We start from the raw sequence: 14,491 nt of genomic DNA on the forward strand, positions 1-14,491 counted from the left end.
CGCGCACCTTTTGTTTTTATCGACTTGCTGATTCGCATGACCAACGATGCTTGAGACCCGAGAACTGACCATCCGCTTCGGCGGGCACGTGGCCGTCAACAACGTGAGCTGCGCCTTCGCGCCGGGCACGCTGACGGCCATCGTCGGCCCCAACGGGGCGGGCAAGACCACCTACTTCAACCTGATCTCGGGCCAGCTCAAGGCGAGCGCCGGCACGGTCACGCTCGACGGGCAGCTGCTGTCGGGCCTGTCGCCGTCCGCGCGCACGCATGCGGGGCTGGGGCGTGCGTTTCAGCTGACCAACCTGTTCCCCAACCTCACGGTGCTGGAGAACGTGCGCCTGGCCGTGCAGGCCACGCGCGAGGGAGCGCACCGGCGCGGGCTGAACCTGTGGAGCATCTGGAGCGACCACAAGGCGCTGACCGAGCGGGCCGACCAGATCCTGGCCGACGTGGCGCTGAAGTCGCGCGAGCACGCCACGGTGGCCAGCCTGCCGCACGGCGACCAGCGCAAGCTGGAGGTGGCGCTGCTGATGGCGCTGGAGCCGAAGGTGTTCATGTTCGACGAGCCCACGGCCGGCATGAACGCGGCCGAGGCGCCGGTCATCCTCGACCTGATCCGCAAGCTCAAGCAGGACAAGACCAAGACCATTTTGCTGGTGGAGCACAAGATGGACGTGGTGCGCGAGCTGGCCGACCGCATCATCGTGCTGCACAACGGCACGCTGGTGGCCGACGGCGAACCGGCGGAGGTGATCGCCTCGCCGGTGGTGCAGGAGGCCTACCTGGGCATCGCGAAGGAGGCTGCATGAGCACCGACAACCTCTTGACCCTCGAGGGCGTGCACACGCACATCGGGGCGTACCACATCCTTCACGGCGTCGACCTCGCGGTGCCGCGCGGGCAGCTCACCATGCTGCTGGGGCGCAACGGCGCGGGCAAGACGACCACGCTGCGAACCATCATGGGCCTGTGGCATGCGTCGCAGGGCAGGGTGCGCTTCGGCGACAAGGAAATCACGACGCAGCACACGCCGCAGATCGCCGGCCTGGGCATCGCCTACGTGCCCGAGAACATGGGCATCTTCTCGGACCTCACGGTGAAGGAGAACATGCTGCTGGCCGCGCGCGGCGCCAAGAACGCGCAGCAGATCGACGACACGCGGCTGAAGTGGATCTTCAAGCTGTTCCCCGCGGTGGAGAAGTTCTGGAACCACCCGGCGGGCAAGCTGTCGGGCGGGCAGAAGCAGATGCTGGCCGTGTCGCGCGCCATCGTGGAGCCGCGCGAGCTGCTCATCATCGACGAGCCCAGCAAGGGCCTGGCGCCCGTGATGATCAACAACATGATCGACGCCTTCGCGGAGCTGAAGCGCAGCGGCGTGACCATCCTGCTGGTCGAGCAGAACATCAACTTCGCCCAGCGCCTGGGCGACTCCGTCGCGGTGATGGACAACGGCCGCGTGGTGCATGCGGGGTCGATGGCGGCGTTCTCCGAGGACGCGCAGTTGCAGCAATCTCTTCTGGGCCTGGCGCTATGACGTATTCGATGACTTGTTCCCTCTCCCGCTTGCGGGCGAGGGCTAGGGTGAGGGCAGGCGGCCTGTGCAATGGCCGCGCCCTCGCGTGGGTGCCGCTGGCCCTCACCCCAACCCTCTCCCCGCAAGGGGAGAGGGAGCAAAACCAGCAGGGGGCGCGCGCATGACCAAGCTCGACTTCGACTGGAAACCCCTCCTGCTCGCCCCCGTGCTCGCCCTGGTCGCGCTGCCCCTCACCGGTTCCTTCTCGACCTGGCTCACGCTCACGGTGGCGGGCCTGGCCATGGGCATGATCATCTTCATCATCGCCTCGGGCCTCACGCTGGTGTTCGGGCTGATGGACGTGCTGAACTTCGGCCATGGCGTGTTCATCGCGCTGGGCGCCTTCGTGGCCAGCAGCGTGCTCGGCCTGATGGGCGACTGGACCGGTTCGGGCGAGCTGTGGCGCAACCTGGTGGCGGTGTTCCCGGCCATGCTGGTCGCAATGCTCGTGGCCGGCGCCGTGGGCCTGGCGTTCGAGCGCTTCATCGTGCGGCCGGTGTACGGCCAGCACCTGAAGCAGATCCTCATCACCATGGGCGGCATGATCATCGGCGAGGAACTCATCAAGGTGATCTGGGGGCCGGCGCAGGTTCCGCTGCCGCTGCCCGAGGCCCTGCGCGGCTCGCTGCTCATCGGCGACGCGGCCATCAGCAAGTACCGCCTGCTCGCGGTGGCCGTCGGCGTGGTGGTGTTCGGCGTGCTCGCCTGGACGCTGGGCCGCACCAAGATCGGCCTGCTCATTCGCGCCGGCGTGCAGGACCGCGAGATGGTCGAGTCGCTGGGCTACCGCATCGGCCGGCTCTTTGTCGGCGTGTTCGTGGTGGGCAGCGCGCTGGCCGGCCTGGGCGGCGTGATGTGGGGGCTCTTTCAGCAGAACCTGGTGCCGCAGATGGGCGCGCAGGTGAACGTGCTGATATTCATCGTCATCATCATCGGCGGGCTGGGCTCGACGGGCGGGGCGCTCATCGGCGCGCTGCTGGTGGGGCTGATGACCAACTACATCGGCTTCCTGGTGCCCACGCTCACGCAGTTCGCGAGCATCTTCCTGATGGTGGCCGTGCTGCTGTGGCGCCCGCAGGGCGTGTACCCCGTGGCGAACCGTTGAGGAGAAAGCCGTCATGTTCCTGAAACGACTTCTCTCCAACGACATGCCGCGCAGCCGCCTGCTGGCGCTGCTGCTGGTGGTGCTGTTCATTGCGCTGGCGTTCGCGCCGTTCATCTTCCCGGGCGTGAAGGCGCTCAGCGTCGCGGCCAAGATCCTGGTGTTCGTGGTGCTGGTGGCCAGCTTCGACCTGCTGCTGGGCTACACCGGCATCGTGAGCTTCGCGCACACGATGTTCTTCGGCATCGGTGCCTACGGCATCGCCATCTCGGCCTCGCGGCTGGGCCCGAACTGGGGCGCTGTGCTGGTGGGGCTGGGTGCGTCGCTGGCGGTGTCGCTGGTGCTCTCGTTCGCCATTGGCCTCTTCTCGCTGCGGGTGCGCGCGATTTTCTTCGCGATGATCACGCTGGCCGTGGCCTCGGCGTTCCAGACGCTGGCCTCGCAGCTGTCGGACTTCACCGGCGGCGAAGACGGCCTGACCTTCAAGCTGCCCGAGCTGATCTCGCCGAGCTTCGAGTTCGCCGAAGAGCCGTTCCTGGGCGTGTCGCTCGACGGCCGGCTGCTGTGCTACTACCTGCTGTTCGTGGCGGCCGTGGTGCTGGTGCTGGCGCTGCTGCGCATCGTGAACTCGCCCTTCGGCCGCGTGCTGCAGGCCATTCGCGAGAACGAGTTCCGCGCCGAGGCCATCGGCTACCGCGTGGTGGTCTACCGCACCACGGCGGCCGTGCTGTCGGCGCTGTTCGCCACGCTGGCCGGCGCCATGCTGGCCATCTGGCTGCGCTACAACGGGCCGGACACCTCGCTGAGCTTCGAGATCATGATCGACGTGCTGCTGATCGTGGTGATCGGCGGCATGGGCACCATCTACGGCGCGGCCATCGGCGCGGTGCTGTTCGTCATTGCGCAGAGCTACCTGCAAGACCTGCTGCGCATGGGCAGCGAGGCCGCCAGCGGCCTGCCATGGCTGGCCGCGCTGCTGTCGCCCGACCGCTGGCTGCTGTGGCTGGGCGTGCTGTTCGTGCTGTCCGTGTATTACTTCCCGACGGGCATCGTCGGCAAACTGCGAGCAAGGGCCGCGCGATGAGCGAACACCACATGCCACTGTCGCGCTATGCGCAGCTCGCGGGCCGCGAGGTCCACTGGGTCGAATGGGGCGCGGAGGACGCGCCGGTGGTCATCGCCTGGCATGGCCTGGCGCGCACCGGGCGCGACATGGACGAGCTGGCGCAGCACTTTGCAGCGCGCGGCTTTCGCGTGATTTGCCCCGACACCATCGGCCGCGGCCTGAGCCAGTGGAGCCCGCTGCCCGACGAGGAATACAAGCTGCAGTTCTACGCGCGCATCGCCAATGCGCTGTGCGACGAGCTGCGGCTGGGGCGCGTGCACTGGGTCGGCACGTCGATGGGCGGGGCCATCGGCACGGTGTGCGCGTCGGGCCTGTTCGAGCCGCGCATGAAGGCGCGCATCGCGAGCCTGGTGCTCAACGACAACGCGCCCGAGCTGGCGCAGCCGGCCATCGAGCGCATCCGCGCCTATGCCGGCCAGCCGCCGGCGTTCGACACGGTGGTCGAGCTGGAGGCCTTCTTTCGCACGGTCTACAAGCCCTACGGCTGGCTCAGCGACGCGCAGTGGCGCCGGCTGACCGAGACCTCCACGCGCCGCCTGGCCGACGGCCGCGTCACGCCGCACTACGACCCGGCCATGGTTCGGCAGTTCAGCGCGCACGACAACGACTACCTGATCTGGCCGCACTACGACGCCATCGAGGTGCCGGTGCTGTGCCTGCGCGGCGCCGAGTCGGACCTGGTGCTGCCCGAGGTGATCGCGCGGATGCAGGGGCGCGGCCCGGGTGCCGCCGGCAGGCTGCAGGTGATCGAAGTGCCTGCCTGCGGACACGCGCCGGCGCTGAACGTGCTGGAACAACTGCAGCCGATCGAAGGGTTTATTCGCGCGGCCGGCGCCTGAGGCAGGGCGGCGTGACAATCGCGCCGACCCTCACCCACCCAGAGCCTCAAGGCCTTCGAACACCATGTCCATCTCGCTGTACGACCTGTCCGTGCCCGTCTTCACCCGCGGACTCGGCCAACTGACCCACCTGCTCGACAAGAGCCTGGCGCACGCCAAGGCCAACGGCATCGACACGGCCACGCTGGTCGATGCACGGCTGGCGCCCGACATGCTCACGCTGGCCGGCCAGGTGCAGCGCGCGAGCGACGCGTCGAAGCTGGGCGTGGCCCGCATCGCCGGCCTTACCGCTCCCAGCTTTCCCGACGAAGAGAAAACCTGGGACGACCTGGTGGCGCGCATCGCCAAGACGCAGGACTTCCTGAAGACCGTCGAGCGCGCGCAGGTCGACGGCCAGGAGGAACGCGACGTGGTCATCAAGGCCGGCGGCGGCGAGGCGCACTTCACCGCGCAGCGCTACCTGCTGCAGTTCGCGCTGCCCAACTTCTTCTTCCACGTGACCACCGCCTACGACGTGCTGCGCCACAAGGGCATGCCCATCGGCAAGCTGGATTACCTGGGCAAGTTCTGAGGCGCTGGTGGGGTCACGGCGCCATCACGTTCCCAGTCACGGCACCGTGACAGACTTCAAATTGCCGTGACACATGCGCACGCCCCGCGTGCGCCGCCAACAATCGCGCCCTGACCGCTGTCGGTCTGACACGAACGGGGTTGCGATCATGAAGACGATGTTGTCCAGAAGGGCGTTCTCGGGGCTCGCCGCCGGAGCGTCCGCGCTCGCCGCGGCCGCCGGTGGTGGCTGGCCGGTGCGCAGCGCATTCGCCGCCGCGTCGCCGGGGCTGCGCGACTACGGCAAGGCGCCGGAATTCGCCGGCATCGACAAGTGGCTCAACTCGGAGCCGCTCACGTTGAAGGCGCTGGCCGGGCAGGTGGTGCTGGTCGATTTCTGGACCTACTCGTGCATCAACTGCATCCGCACGCTGCCGCACGTGGTGCGCTGGCACGAGAAGTACAAGGACCAGGGCTTTACCGTGGTGGGCGTGCATTCGCCCGAGTTCGCCTACGAGAAGCTCACGCGCAATGTGCAGGACGCCATCGAGCGCTTCCACATCCGCTACCCGGTGGCGCAGGACAACAGCTTCGCGACCTGGAAGGCCTACGACAACCAGTACTGGCCGGCGTTCTACCTGGTCGACAGCAAGGGCCAGGTGATGCGTCAGCATTTCGGCGAAGGGGAGTACGCCGAGATGGAAGCGGCCATCGAGGCGTTGCTGGCGCGCAAGTCAGCGACCTGATGTACCTGATGTGCCTGAAGCAGCTGATGCATTCGGGCGCAGGTCGCGTCTATTGCGCCGCCTGCGTGGGCCAGCCGGCCAGGTTGCGCTCGGCGATGCCCGCGAGCGCAGTGATCCATGCCGGGCTGTCGTTCAGGCAGGGGATGTAGCTGAACGCCTGGCCGCCGGCGTGCATGAAGGCCTCTCGGCCTTCCATGGCGATTTCTTCCAGCGTCTCCAGGCAGTCGGCCGGAAAGCCCGGGCACACCACGTCGACGCGCTTCACGCCCGACGCGCCGAGCTCGCGCAGCGTGGGCTCGGTGTAGGGCTCCAGCCACTTGGCGCGGCCGAAGCGCGACTGGAAGGTCACGCGGTGCTGCGCGGCCGACAGGCCCAGCCGTGCCGCGAGCAGGCGCGCGGTCTGCAGGCACTGCGCCTGGTAGGGGTCGCCCAGCGCGATGTTGCGCGCGGGAATGCCGTGGAAGCTCATCAGCAGCACCTCGCCGCGGCCCTCGGTCTTCCAGTGCTTCTCGATGCCCTGGGCCAGCGCGTCGATGTAGGCGGGGTCGTCGTGGTAGTCGTTGACGAAGCGGAACTCCGGCAGGCGGCGCTGCTTGCGGCTCCAGTCGTTCACCGCGTCGATCACGCTGGCCGTGGTGGTGGCCGAGTACTGCGGGTAGGCCTGCAGCACCAGCACGCGCGTGGCGCCTTCGGCCTGCAATGCATCGAGGCGCGAGGCGATGGACGGGTTGGCGTAGCGCATGGCGTCGCGCACCGCCACGCGGTGGCCGCGCTCCCCGAGCCAGCCGGCCAGCAGCGTGGCCTGCTTTTGCGTGAAGACTTTCAGCGGCGAGCCCTCGGGCGTCCAGACGCTGGCGTACTTGGCGGCCGACTTGGCGGGCCGCGTGCGCAGGATGATGCCGTGCAGGATCAGCGCCCAGATCGCCCGCGGAATCTCGACCACGCGCGGGTCGCCGAGAAAGTCCGCGAGGTAGGGGCGCACGGCCGCGGCGGTGGGCGCGTCGGGCGAGCCCAGGTTGCACCAGAGCACGGCGGTGCGCGGGCTTTGCGCGAACGCAGGTGCGGGCACACGTGTCGGCGCAGGCGTCGGTGCAGACGCTGGTGCAGGGTTACCGGGCAGGGCGGTCTCGGGGATAAAAGGCATTGCGATATTCTCGGGCATGACTTTCGCTCCCCCTGCGTCGACGGGCTTCGTGCCGCTCGATGTGAAACGCATCAGCGCGATCACGCTGGACCTCGACGACACCCTGTGGCCGATCTGGCCGACCATCGAACGCGCCGAGGGCGTGCTGCAGGCCTGGCTGCTGCGCGAGGCGCCCAAGACGGCGTCGCTGCTGCTGACCCCCGGCATCCTGCGCGAACTGCGCGAGGCCACCGCCAAGGAGCGCTCCGACCTGGCGCACGACCTGAGCGCGCTGCGCCGTGAATCGATACGCACCGCGCTGCGGCGCGCGGGCGAAGACCCGGCGCTGGCCGACCCGGCCTTCGAGGCTTTCTTCGAAGAGCGCCAGCGCGTGACCCTGTACGACGACGCGCTGCCGGCGCTGAAGTGGCTCAGCGAACGCTATCCGCTGGTGGCGGTGTCCAACGGCAACGCCGACATCCACAAGACCGGCGTGGGCCGCTGGTTTCGCACCGCCTTCAATGCGCGTGCCTTCGGCAGCGGCAAGCCGCACGCGCCCATCTTCCGGGCCGCGGCCGCCTCGGTCGGCCTGCTGCCCAAGGACGTGCTGCACGTGGGCGACGACGCGGAGCTGGACGTGGTCGGCGCGCTCAACGCCGGCATGCAGACCGCATGGCTGGTGCGCGACGAGCGCCCCTGGACGCACGACGCGCGCCCGCAACTCATCGTGCCCAACCTGCACGCGCTGTGCGTGGCGCTGGGCGCCTGAACGATCTGCTGGGCGGCGCTCAGCTGAACACAGGCCGGAAGAAGCTGCGCTCGTAGCTCACGATGCAGCGGGTTTCTTCCGCATAGCGGAACGCGGCCTGGCAGTCGGCGTCGTTCATCGAGTCGGCGCGGTACTTCTCGTAGGCCGCGAGGCTGGGAAAGGTGAACATCGCCAGCGCCACGTTGTTGGTGCCTTCCGAGGGCAGGAAGTAGCCGTGGTGCTGGCCGCCGAACTTCTCGACCAGCGGAATCCAGAGCTTGCCGTAGTGCTCGAATTCCTTGAGCTTGTAGGCGTCGACGATGTAGCGCAGGTAGCAGGTGACCATGGGTTGCTTCGGCTTTGGGGTTGAGGCTTTTTGGGGGTTAATGAGGCGGCTCGCTGCGGCGATCCGCCGGGCTGACTATAGTTTCAGCCCCACTCTCTAGCGGCGCCGCGGCGCGCAGGAAACCCCAAGTGCACTTCTCCAACTGGCTCCTCTTCTGCGGCGTGACCCTGCTCGTCGCGTTCACGCCCGGCCCCGCGGTGCTGCTCGCCGTGTCGAACTCGATGTCGGTCGGCCCGCGCCGCGCCATGATCAGTTCGCTGGGCAACGCGACGGGGCTGTTCATGGTGTCGGCCGCCGCCATGGCGGGGCTTGGGGTGGTGCTGTCGACCTCGGCCCATGCCTTCATGGTGCTGAAGGTGGCGGGCGCGGCCTACCTGATCTACCTGGGCGTCAAGCAGTGGCGCAGCCAGGGCAGCGTGTTCGCCGACGTGCAGGGCTCGTCGGTGGCGGGCTCGCCGCGTTCGAGCTGGCGCCTGTTCGGCCACGGCCTGACGGTGGCGCTGACCAACCCCAAGGGCATTCTTTTCTTCTCGGCGCTGTTCCCGCAGTTCCTCACGCAGGACGCGCCGCTGGCCATGCAGTTCGTGGTGCTGACGACCACCTTCGCGACCGCCTCGGTGCTGTCGCATGCGTTCTACGTGCTGCTGGCGCGGCTGCTGCGCAAGCAGCTGGCCGACCCGCGCCGCACGCGGCTGTTCAACAAGCTGTCGGGTGGTGCGTTCGTGCTGCTGGGGCTGAGCCTGCTGCGCCTGCGCAACAAGACGGCCTGATCGTTCTCGGGGCGCCTTCCGGTCGCCTTCCGCTTTCCGCTTTCCGTTTCAGTCCAGCGCGAACTGCTCGCGCATGGCCGCGCAGAAGTCTTCGGTGCCGCTCAGCGAGAGCGTGAAGGTGTCGAAGCGCGGGTTGTCCTCGCGCGTTTGCTGCAGGTCGAAGTCCCACGCCGCGCCTTCGTCGAGGGCACCGCGTGCACCGGGGAAGGCGGCTTCGGCCCAGGCCAGCACCCGGGCGATCTCGGCCTGCACCTTGGGCGACTTCTCGGGCGGGGTCGAGGCCATCGCGTCGAAGGTGCCGTGGCCTTCGGTGTCTTCGCTGTAGTCGAAATCCAGGTAACGCAGTTCGGTGGTCATGGAGATCGTCTTATGCCGTCAATGCCTTGGCGGCGGCCAGCCCGCTGAGCACCGCGCCTTCGAGCGTGGCGGGGTAGGGGCCTTCGGTGTAGTCGCCGCAGGCCTGCAGGCCCGGGGCGATGGCGGCGGGCGGGCGCGCCAGCCCGGGTGTGCAGGCGAAGGTGGCGCGCTTCTCGACCACGGTCTGCACGAGCTGCAGCGTCGTCTGGCCCAGTTGCTCGGCGGCTTGCGCGATGACCTGTTCTTCCAGCAGCTCGCGCGATGTTTCGTTGGCGCTGACGACCATGGCGAGCACGCCGTGCAGGCCGCAGAGCTGTCCCTTGTCGAACGCGAACTGCGCGGGCGCCGTGGCCGGGTTGCTGCGCAGCGCGAGCATGGGTTCGGCCAGCGGCGTGGCGCCGCGCACGTAGACCGTGGCGATGGCTTCGAAGCGCAGCGCTTCGGTGGTGGCGCACCAGGCATCGGCCGGCAGGCCTGACGCGCGGACCAGCCGTGCGGCGTCCCACGGTGCGCAGGCCAGCACGGCCTGGTCGAAGCTTTCTTCGTCCACGCGCCATGAACCCGCCTCGGGCGAGATCGCGCGCACGCGGTGGCCGATGCGCACGGCCGCGCCATGCGCCGCCAGCCACCGAACGGCCGCATCGGGCAGCAGGGCGCCCAGGTCGGCGCGTGGCAGCAGCAGGTCGGCGCCGCCGCTGCCGCTGAAGAGCGCGTCGTTCAGCACGCGCAAGAAAACCTGGCCGCTCGACTGGCCGACGGGCGTGTTCAGCGCCGAGACGCACAGCGGCTCGATCAGCTCCCGCATCACCCGCGGCGAGAGGCCGGTGCACAGGTCGGCAACGCTGGTTTCTGCGGCGCAGCGAAAACCCGCCAGCCGCCAGCCCACCGCCGTGCGCAGCAGCGACGACTTGTCGCGCCACGTCCAGCCGTGCGCCGTGAAGATGCCCGCCAGCAGGTCGAGCGGCGCGGGCAGGCGCGGCAGCTTGAGCCCGCCGCCATCGGCGAAGCGCAGCGAGAGCGGCAGGCGCAGCAGCACGGCGTCGACATCGACGCCGACGTCGCGCATGAGCTTCAGCGTGGCGGTGTACGCGCCGATGAGGATGTGCTGGCCGTTGTCCAGCGCCATGCCGTGCATGTGGTCGACGCGCCGGGCGCGGCCGCCAAGCGTGGGGGCGGCCTCGTACAGGGTGACGGCATGGCCGAGGCGCGTGGCTTCGATGGCGCAGGCGAGGCCGGCCCAGCCGGCGCCGATGACGGCGAGTTTCATGGCCGGCGGGTCAGGCCGGGAGCCCGGCGAGCGCGATTGCCGTCGCTCCAACCCTGCCCCGGAGGGCGGCGAGGCAAGAGAAGGCGCGGGTGCCGTTCATATGCGCCCCAGCGCCTGCACCTTCCACGCCAGCCACAGCTTGCGCACCGGCGTCAGGCTCACGCGCTGGTTCAGCACCTGGAAGTCGTCGCGCTCGATCTCGCGCAGCAGCGTGCGGTAGATGCTGGCCATCATCAGGCCGGGCTTCTGCGCGCGGCGGTCGGCCAGGGGGAGCAGGGACAAGGCTTCGTCGTACGCGGCGTGCGCGCGCTCGGCCTGGAACTTCATCAGCGCGACGAAGCGCTCGGAATGCACGCGGTTCAGTATTTCGTGCGCCTTCACGTCGAACTTCTGCAGCTCGTTCACCGGCAGGTAGATGCGCCCGCGCAATGCGTCTTCGCCCACGTCGCGCAGGATGTTTGTCAGCTGCAGCGCCAGGCCCAGCTTGTGCGCGTAGGTGGTGGTCTGCGCCTCGGTCTGGCCGAAGATGCGCGCCGCGACTTCGCCGACGACGCCGGCCACCAGGTGGCAGTAGCGCGCAAGGCCGGGAAAGTCGAGGTAGCGGGTCTGGTCCAGGTCCATCTGGCAGCCGTCGATCACTTCGAGCAGCTGGCGCGCCTCGATGCCGTAGGCCGCGGCGTGCGGCATCAGCGCCTGCATCACCGGGTGGCGCGGGGTGCCGGCAAAGGCCTGGGCGACCTCGGTGCGCCACCAGGCGAGCTTGGTGGCGGCCACGCCGGGGTCGGTCACCTCGTCGACCACGTCGTCGACCTCGCGGCAGAAGGCATAGAACGCCGTGATCGCCGCGCGCCTCGGCTTGGGAAGAAACAGGAAGGCGTAGTAGAAACTGCTGCCCGAGGCGGCGGCCTTGTCTTGCACGTATTGCTCGGGGGTCATCGGGGAGGCGCTGCTTTCATGGGCCGCCATTGTCTCCGCATCCGCAGGGCATTCCAGAGCAAGACGGGCGCGTCGAACTTGCCGATGGTGGGGCGCTGCGAGAAGGTGTCGAAGCCCAGGTCGTCGATCTTGTCGAGGATGCGCAGGCCGCCCTGCACCACCAGGCGCAGCTCCCAGCCCATGCGGCCCGGCAGCCGGTGCACCAGCGGCGCGCCCTCGGTCATGAGCTCGCGGGCCCAGTGCGACAGCACCGAAACCAGGTTGATGGCCTCCTGCGGCGGCTCGGCGCGCGAGAGCGGCGCGAACACCTTGAAGTTCTCGGGCGTCAGGCCACGCCGGCCGCAATCGGTCAGCGGAAAGTAGAAGCGCCCGCGCGGCAGGTCGACGCTGGGGTCCTGCCAGAAATTGATGAGCTGCAACGCGCTGCAGATGGCGTCGCTCTGCGCGAGCGCCTGCGCGTCGTGCACGCCGTACAGGTGCAGCAGCAACCGGCCGATGGGGTTGGCCGAGCGGCGGCAGTAGTCGAGCAGCTCGGCGCGGTCGGCGTAAGTGCCGCGGTCGCGGGTTTTCTCGATGTCCTGCATGAAGGCGCTCAGCAGGTCGGCCAGCAGGGCTTCGGGCAGCCCGTACTGCGCGATGCTGTGGGCGAGCGGGCCGAACACCTGGGGCCAGCGTGAGGAGGGCGTCGCCTCGCCTCGCGCCGCTACAGCGAGTTCTTCACGGTAGGCGCGCAGCTGGGCCAGGCGTTCGTCGGGGGAGGCATCGCCTTCGTCGGCAATGTCGTCCGCGGTGCGCGCGAAGTGGTAGATCGCGGCGATGGGCGGGCGCAGGTGCGGCGGGCACAGCCACGAGGCGACCGGAAAGTTCTCGTAGTGGGCCGGCGGGGCGGCGAGGTGGGGGGGAGTGGCGGACACGCCACGATTGTCCGCCACCACGCCATGCCCCCGCACTATGCTCGCAGCGTCGCCACTACGAACTCCCGCTTCATGAAAGCATCCGCTCCGGCCCCAGGGTCCCAGGTTCCCGCGTACGGCGAGGCGGCACATCCGGCGGGGCCCACGCTCATGATCGCGGCCCTGGGCGTGGTCTTCGGCGACATCGGCACCTCGCCGCTCTATGCCTTCAAGGAGACGATGAACCCCGAGCACGGCATTCCGTTCTCGCCCGATTCGGTGCTGGGGCTGCTGTCGCTGATCTTCTGGGGGTTGATGTTCGTGGTGACGCTGAAGTACGTGGTGTTCGTGCTGCGCGCCGACCACGACGGCGAAGGCGGCATCCTGGCGCTGCAGGCGCTGGCCCGCAGCGCGGTCGCCGGGCCGAAGACCAAGCCGTGGGTGTGGAACGTGATCGGCATGCTGGGCCTGGTGGGCGCGGCCATGTTCTACGGCGACAGCCTGATCACGCCGGCCATTTCGGTGCTGTCGGCGGTCGAGGGCCTGGAGGTGCAGGCGCCGATGCTGCAGCGCGCGGTGCTGCCGATCACCGTGGTGATTTTGGTGGCGCTGTTCGCGGTGCAGAAGAAGGGCACGGGCGTGGTTGGGAAGGTGTTCGGGCCGATCATGCTGCTGTGGTTCCTGGTGCTGGCGGCGGCCGGGCTATGGCAGATCTTGCAGCAGCCGCAGGTGCTGGCGGCGCTCGACCCGCGCCGGGCCGTGGGCTTCCTGTTCGAGCACCGGGCGCAGTCGCTGGCGGTGCTGGGCGCGGTGTTCCTGGCGTTCACGGGCGGCGAGGCGCTGTACGCCGACATGGGGCATTTCGGTGCCAAGCCGATCCGGCTGGCCTGGATCTTCATCGCGCTGCCGGGGCTGGTGCTGAACTACTTCGGGCAGGGCGCGCTGGTGCTGGGCAACCCGGCGGCCATCGACAACCCGTTCTTCCGGCTGTTTCCGTCATGGGGCGTGCTGCCGATGGTGGTGCTGGCCGCCATGGCGACGGTGATCGCGTCGCAGGCGGTGATCTCGGGCGCGTTCTCGCTCACGGCGCACGCCATGCGCATGGGCTACCTGCCGCGCATGCGGGTGATCCAGACCTCGGGCACGGCCATCGGGCAGATCTACGTGCCAGCCGTCAACTGGCTGCTGATGGTGGGCGTGCTGCTGCTGGTGCTGGGCTTCCGCAGCTCGGGCGCGCTGTCGGCGGCGTACGGCATCGCAGTGTCAATCACCATGGTCACGACCACGCTGCTGGCCGGCATCGTGGCCTGGGGGCTGTGGCGCTGGAACAAGGTGGCGGTGGTGGTGGGCGTGGCCGCCTTCGCGGTGGTCGACCTGACCTTCGTGGTCGCCAACAGCCTGAAGGTCGCCGAGGGTGGCTGGCTCACGCTGGCCGTCGCGGCCGGGGTGATGGTGCTCTTCACCACCTGGGCCAAGGGCCGCCGGCTGGGGCTGGAGGCCGCGGCGGCCGAGAGCCTGCCGCTGCGCCCCTTCATCGAATCGCTGGCGCTGCACATGCCGCACCGGGTGAGCGGCACGGCGGTGTTCCTGAACCCCGACGCCACGGCGGTGCCGCACGCGCTGCTGCACAACCTCAAGCACAACCAGGTGCTGCACGAGCAGGTCATCGTGCTGCGCGTGCTGCCCTGCGACACGCCGCGCGTGGACGCGCGCATCCGCATCGAGGCCGAGCAGCTGATGGAGGGCATCTGGGTGGTCACCGCGCGCCACGGCTTCATGGAGCGGCCCGACGTGCCGGAGTTCATCCGCATCCTGGCGTACCAGAAAACGCTGGCCATCGACTCGATGAAGACCTCGTACTTCGTCTCGCGCGCCTCGGTGGGCGAGGAGAACCTGCCGGGGCTCAACCCGATACGGCGCGCGCTGTTCGGCTGGCTGCAGCGCAACGCGGGGCGGGCGTCGGACTACTTCGAGTTGCCCGACAACCGGCTGGTGGAGATGGGGCAGCGCACCTAGCGCCAGCGCGTTTTCGAGGCGCGGGCGTGCGCCTAGTGACCGGCGGGTCATTGACAGTGTTTAACGTTTACCCTAGATTACTAACCAGTGGGTCAGTA

At 68.9% G+C, this 14,491-nt stretch carries 16 protein-coding genes; 10 read left to right on the top strand and 6 right to left on the bottom strand.

Going from position 1 to position 14,491, the window contains the following annotated elements; all coding sequences use genetic code 11:
* Positions 1-46 precede the first annotated feature (46 nt).
* The 7 genes from AB6807_RS03325 (at position 47) to AB6807_RS03355 (ending at position 5,937) form a co-directional block, all read left to right on the top strand.
* Positions 47-811 (top strand): ABC transporter ATP-binding protein, encoded by a 765-nt coding sequence (locus AB6807_RS03325; RefSeq protein ID WP_116908810.1) that lies wholly within the window; start codon positions 47-49, stop codon positions 809-811.
* Positions 808-1,536, top strand: coding sequence for an ABC transporter ATP-binding protein (locus tag AB6807_RS03330; protein WP_116908811.1), 729 nt, complete (start codon positions 808-810; stop codon positions 1,534-1,536). The genes AB6807_RS03325 and AB6807_RS03330 overlap by 4 nt, the downstream gene beginning before the upstream one ends.
* A gap of 160 nt (positions 1,537-1,696) precedes the next feature.
* Positions 1,697-2,680: a branched-chain amino acid ABC transporter permease gene (locus AB6807_RS03335; protein WP_116908812.1), complete on the top strand. Its 984-nt coding sequence runs from the start codon at positions 1,697-1,699 to the stop codon at positions 2,678-2,680.
* 13 nt (positions 2,681-2,693) lie between these two features.
* Positions 2,694-3,761, top strand: coding sequence for a branched-chain amino acid ABC transporter permease (locus AB6807_RS03340; RefSeq protein WP_116908813.1), 1,068 nt, complete (start codon positions 2,694-2,696; stop codon positions 3,759-3,761).
* Entirely contained in the window at positions 3,758-4,642 is an 885-nt protein-coding gene (locus AB6807_RS03345; RefSeq protein ID WP_116908814.1) for an alpha/beta fold hydrolase, read from the top strand. The genes AB6807_RS03340 and AB6807_RS03345 overlap by 4 nt, the downstream gene beginning before the upstream one ends.
* A 64-nt stretch (positions 4,643-4,706) precedes the next feature.
* Positions 4,707-5,213, top strand: a complete 507-nt coding sequence (locus AB6807_RS03350; RefSeq protein WP_116908815.1) for a DUF1993 family protein — start codon at positions 4,707-4,709, stop codon at positions 5,211-5,213.
* 148 nt (positions 5,214-5,361) lie between these two features.
* Positions 5,362-5,937 (top strand): thioredoxin family protein, encoded by a 576-nt coding sequence (locus AB6807_RS03355; protein ID WP_371083485.1) that lies wholly within the window; start codon positions 5,362-5,364, stop codon positions 5,935-5,937.
* A 49-nt stretch (positions 5,938-5,986) separates the two neighbouring features.
* Here AB6807_RS03355 and hemH read toward each other — a convergent pair whose 3' ends face one another.
* The gene (gene hemH / locus AB6807_RS03360; RefSeq protein ID WP_371084144.1) at positions 5,987-7,057 is read right to left on the bottom strand and encodes a ferrochelatase; all 1,071 of its coding nucleotides are present in this window, start codon (positions 7,055-7,057) and stop codon (positions 5,987-5,989) included.
* A gap of 40 nt (positions 7,058-7,097) precedes the next feature.
* On the opposite strand from hemH, the gene AB6807_RS03365 reads away from it, so the two are divergent.
* Entirely contained in the window at positions 7,098-7,829 is a 732-nt protein-coding gene (locus AB6807_RS03365) for an HAD family hydrolase (RefSeq protein WP_116908817.1), read from the top strand.
* Positions 7,830-7,848: 19 nt separating this feature from the next.
* Here AB6807_RS03365 and AB6807_RS03370 read toward each other — a convergent pair whose 3' ends face one another.
* Positions 7,849-8,154, bottom strand: coding sequence for an NIPSNAP family protein (locus AB6807_RS03370; RefSeq protein WP_371083486.1), 306 nt, complete (start codon positions 8,152-8,154; stop codon positions 7,849-7,851).
* 128 nt (positions 8,155-8,282) lie between these two features.
* Between AB6807_RS03370 and AB6807_RS03375 the strand changes: the two genes are divergently transcribed.
* A complete protein-coding gene (locus tag AB6807_RS03375; protein WP_116908819.1) occupies positions 8,283-8,924 on the top strand; it encodes a LysE family translocator in 642 nt (213 codons plus the stop codon).
* Between the two features lie 48 nt (positions 8,925-8,972).
* Here AB6807_RS03375 and AB6807_RS03380 read toward each other — a convergent pair whose 3' ends face one another.
* The 4 genes from AB6807_RS03380 to hpnC form a co-directional block, all read right to left on the bottom strand.
* A complete protein-coding gene (locus AB6807_RS03380) occupies positions 8,973-9,281 on the bottom strand; it encodes a hypothetical protein (RefSeq protein ID WP_371083487.1) in 309 nt (102 codons plus the stop codon).
* 10 nt (positions 9,282-9,291) lie between these two features.
* A complete protein-coding gene (hpnE, locus tag AB6807_RS03385; protein ID WP_371083488.1) occupies positions 9,292-10,548 on the bottom strand; it encodes a hydroxysqualene dehydroxylase HpnE in 1,257 nt (418 codons plus the stop codon).
* Between the two features lie 96 nt (positions 10,549-10,644).
* Positions 10,645-11,484, bottom strand: a complete 840-nt coding sequence (gene hpnD / locus AB6807_RS03390) for a presqualene diphosphate synthase HpnD (protein ID WP_116908822.1) — start codon at positions 11,482-11,484, stop codon at positions 10,645-10,647.
* On the bottom strand, positions 11,481-12,398 hold the full coding sequence (hpnC, locus tag AB6807_RS03395) for a squalene synthase HpnC (protein ID WP_371083489.1): 918 nt from the start codon (positions 12,396-12,398) through the stop codon (positions 11,481-11,483). Before hpnC ends, hpnD begins: the two co-directional genes overlap by 4 nt.
* 150 nt (positions 12,399-12,548) lie before the next feature.
* On the opposite strand from hpnC, the gene AB6807_RS03400 reads away from it, so the two are divergent.
* Positions 12,549-14,393, top strand: coding sequence for a potassium transporter Kup (locus AB6807_RS03400; protein WP_371084145.1), 1,845 nt, complete (start codon positions 12,549-12,551; stop codon positions 14,391-14,393).
* The last annotated feature ends 98 nt before the right edge of the window (positions 14,394-14,491 follow it).

The organism is Variovorax sp. RCC_210 (assembly GCF_041355175.1).
Lineage (GTDB): Bacteria > Pseudomonadota > Gammaproteobacteria > Burkholderiales > Burkholderiaceae_C > Variovorax.

Bases quoted from the DNA above. Each gene is read 5' to 3' on its own strand.
- AB6807_RS03325 (WP_116908810.1), top strand. From the start codon at position 47: ATGCTTGAGACCCGAGAACTGACCATCCGCTTCGGCGGGCACGTGGCC.
- AB6807_RS03330 (WP_116908811.1), top strand. From the start codon at position 808: ATGAGCACCGACAACCTCTTGACCCTCGAGGGCGTGCACACGCACATC.
- AB6807_RS03335 (WP_116908812.1), top strand. From the start codon at position 1,697: ATGACCAAGCTCGACTTCGACTGGAAACCCCTCCTGCTCGCCCCCGTG.
- AB6807_RS03340 (WP_116908813.1), top strand. From the start codon at position 2,694: ATGTTCCTGAAACGACTTCTCTCCAACGACATGCCGCGCAGCCGCCTG.
- AB6807_RS03345 (WP_116908814.1), top strand. From the start codon at position 3,758: ATGAGCGAACACCACATGCCACTGTCGCGCTATGCGCAGCTCGCGGGC.
- AB6807_RS03350 (WP_116908815.1), top strand. From the start codon at position 4,707: ATGTCCATCTCGCTGTACGACCTGTCCGTGCCCGTCTTCACCCGCGGA.
- AB6807_RS03355 (WP_371083485.1), top strand. From the start codon at position 5,362: ATGAAGACGATGTTGTCCAGAAGGGCGTTCTCGGGGCTCGCCGCCGGA.
- AB6807_RS03365 (WP_116908817.1), top strand. From the start codon at position 7,098: ATGACTTTCGCTCCCCCTGCGTCGACGGGCTTCGTGCCGCTCGATGTG.
- AB6807_RS03370 (WP_371083486.1), bottom strand. From the start codon at position 8,154: ATGGTCACCTGCTACCTGCGCTACATCGTCGACGCCTACAAGCTCAAG.
- AB6807_RS03380 (WP_371083487.1), bottom strand. From the start codon at position 9,281: ATGACCACCGAACTGCGTTACCTGGATTTCGACTACAGCGAAGACACC.
- hpnE (WP_371083488.1), bottom strand. From the start codon at position 10,548: ATGAAACTCGCCGTCATCGGCGCCGGCTGGGCCGGCCTCGCCTGCGCC.
- hpnD (WP_116908822.1), bottom strand. From the start codon at position 11,484: ATGACCCCCGAGCAATACGTGCAAGACAAGGCCGCCGCCTCGGGCAGC.
- AB6807_RS03400 (WP_371084145.1), top strand. From the start codon at position 12,549: ATGATCGCGGCCCTGGGCGTGGTCTTCGGCGACATCGGCACCTCGCCG.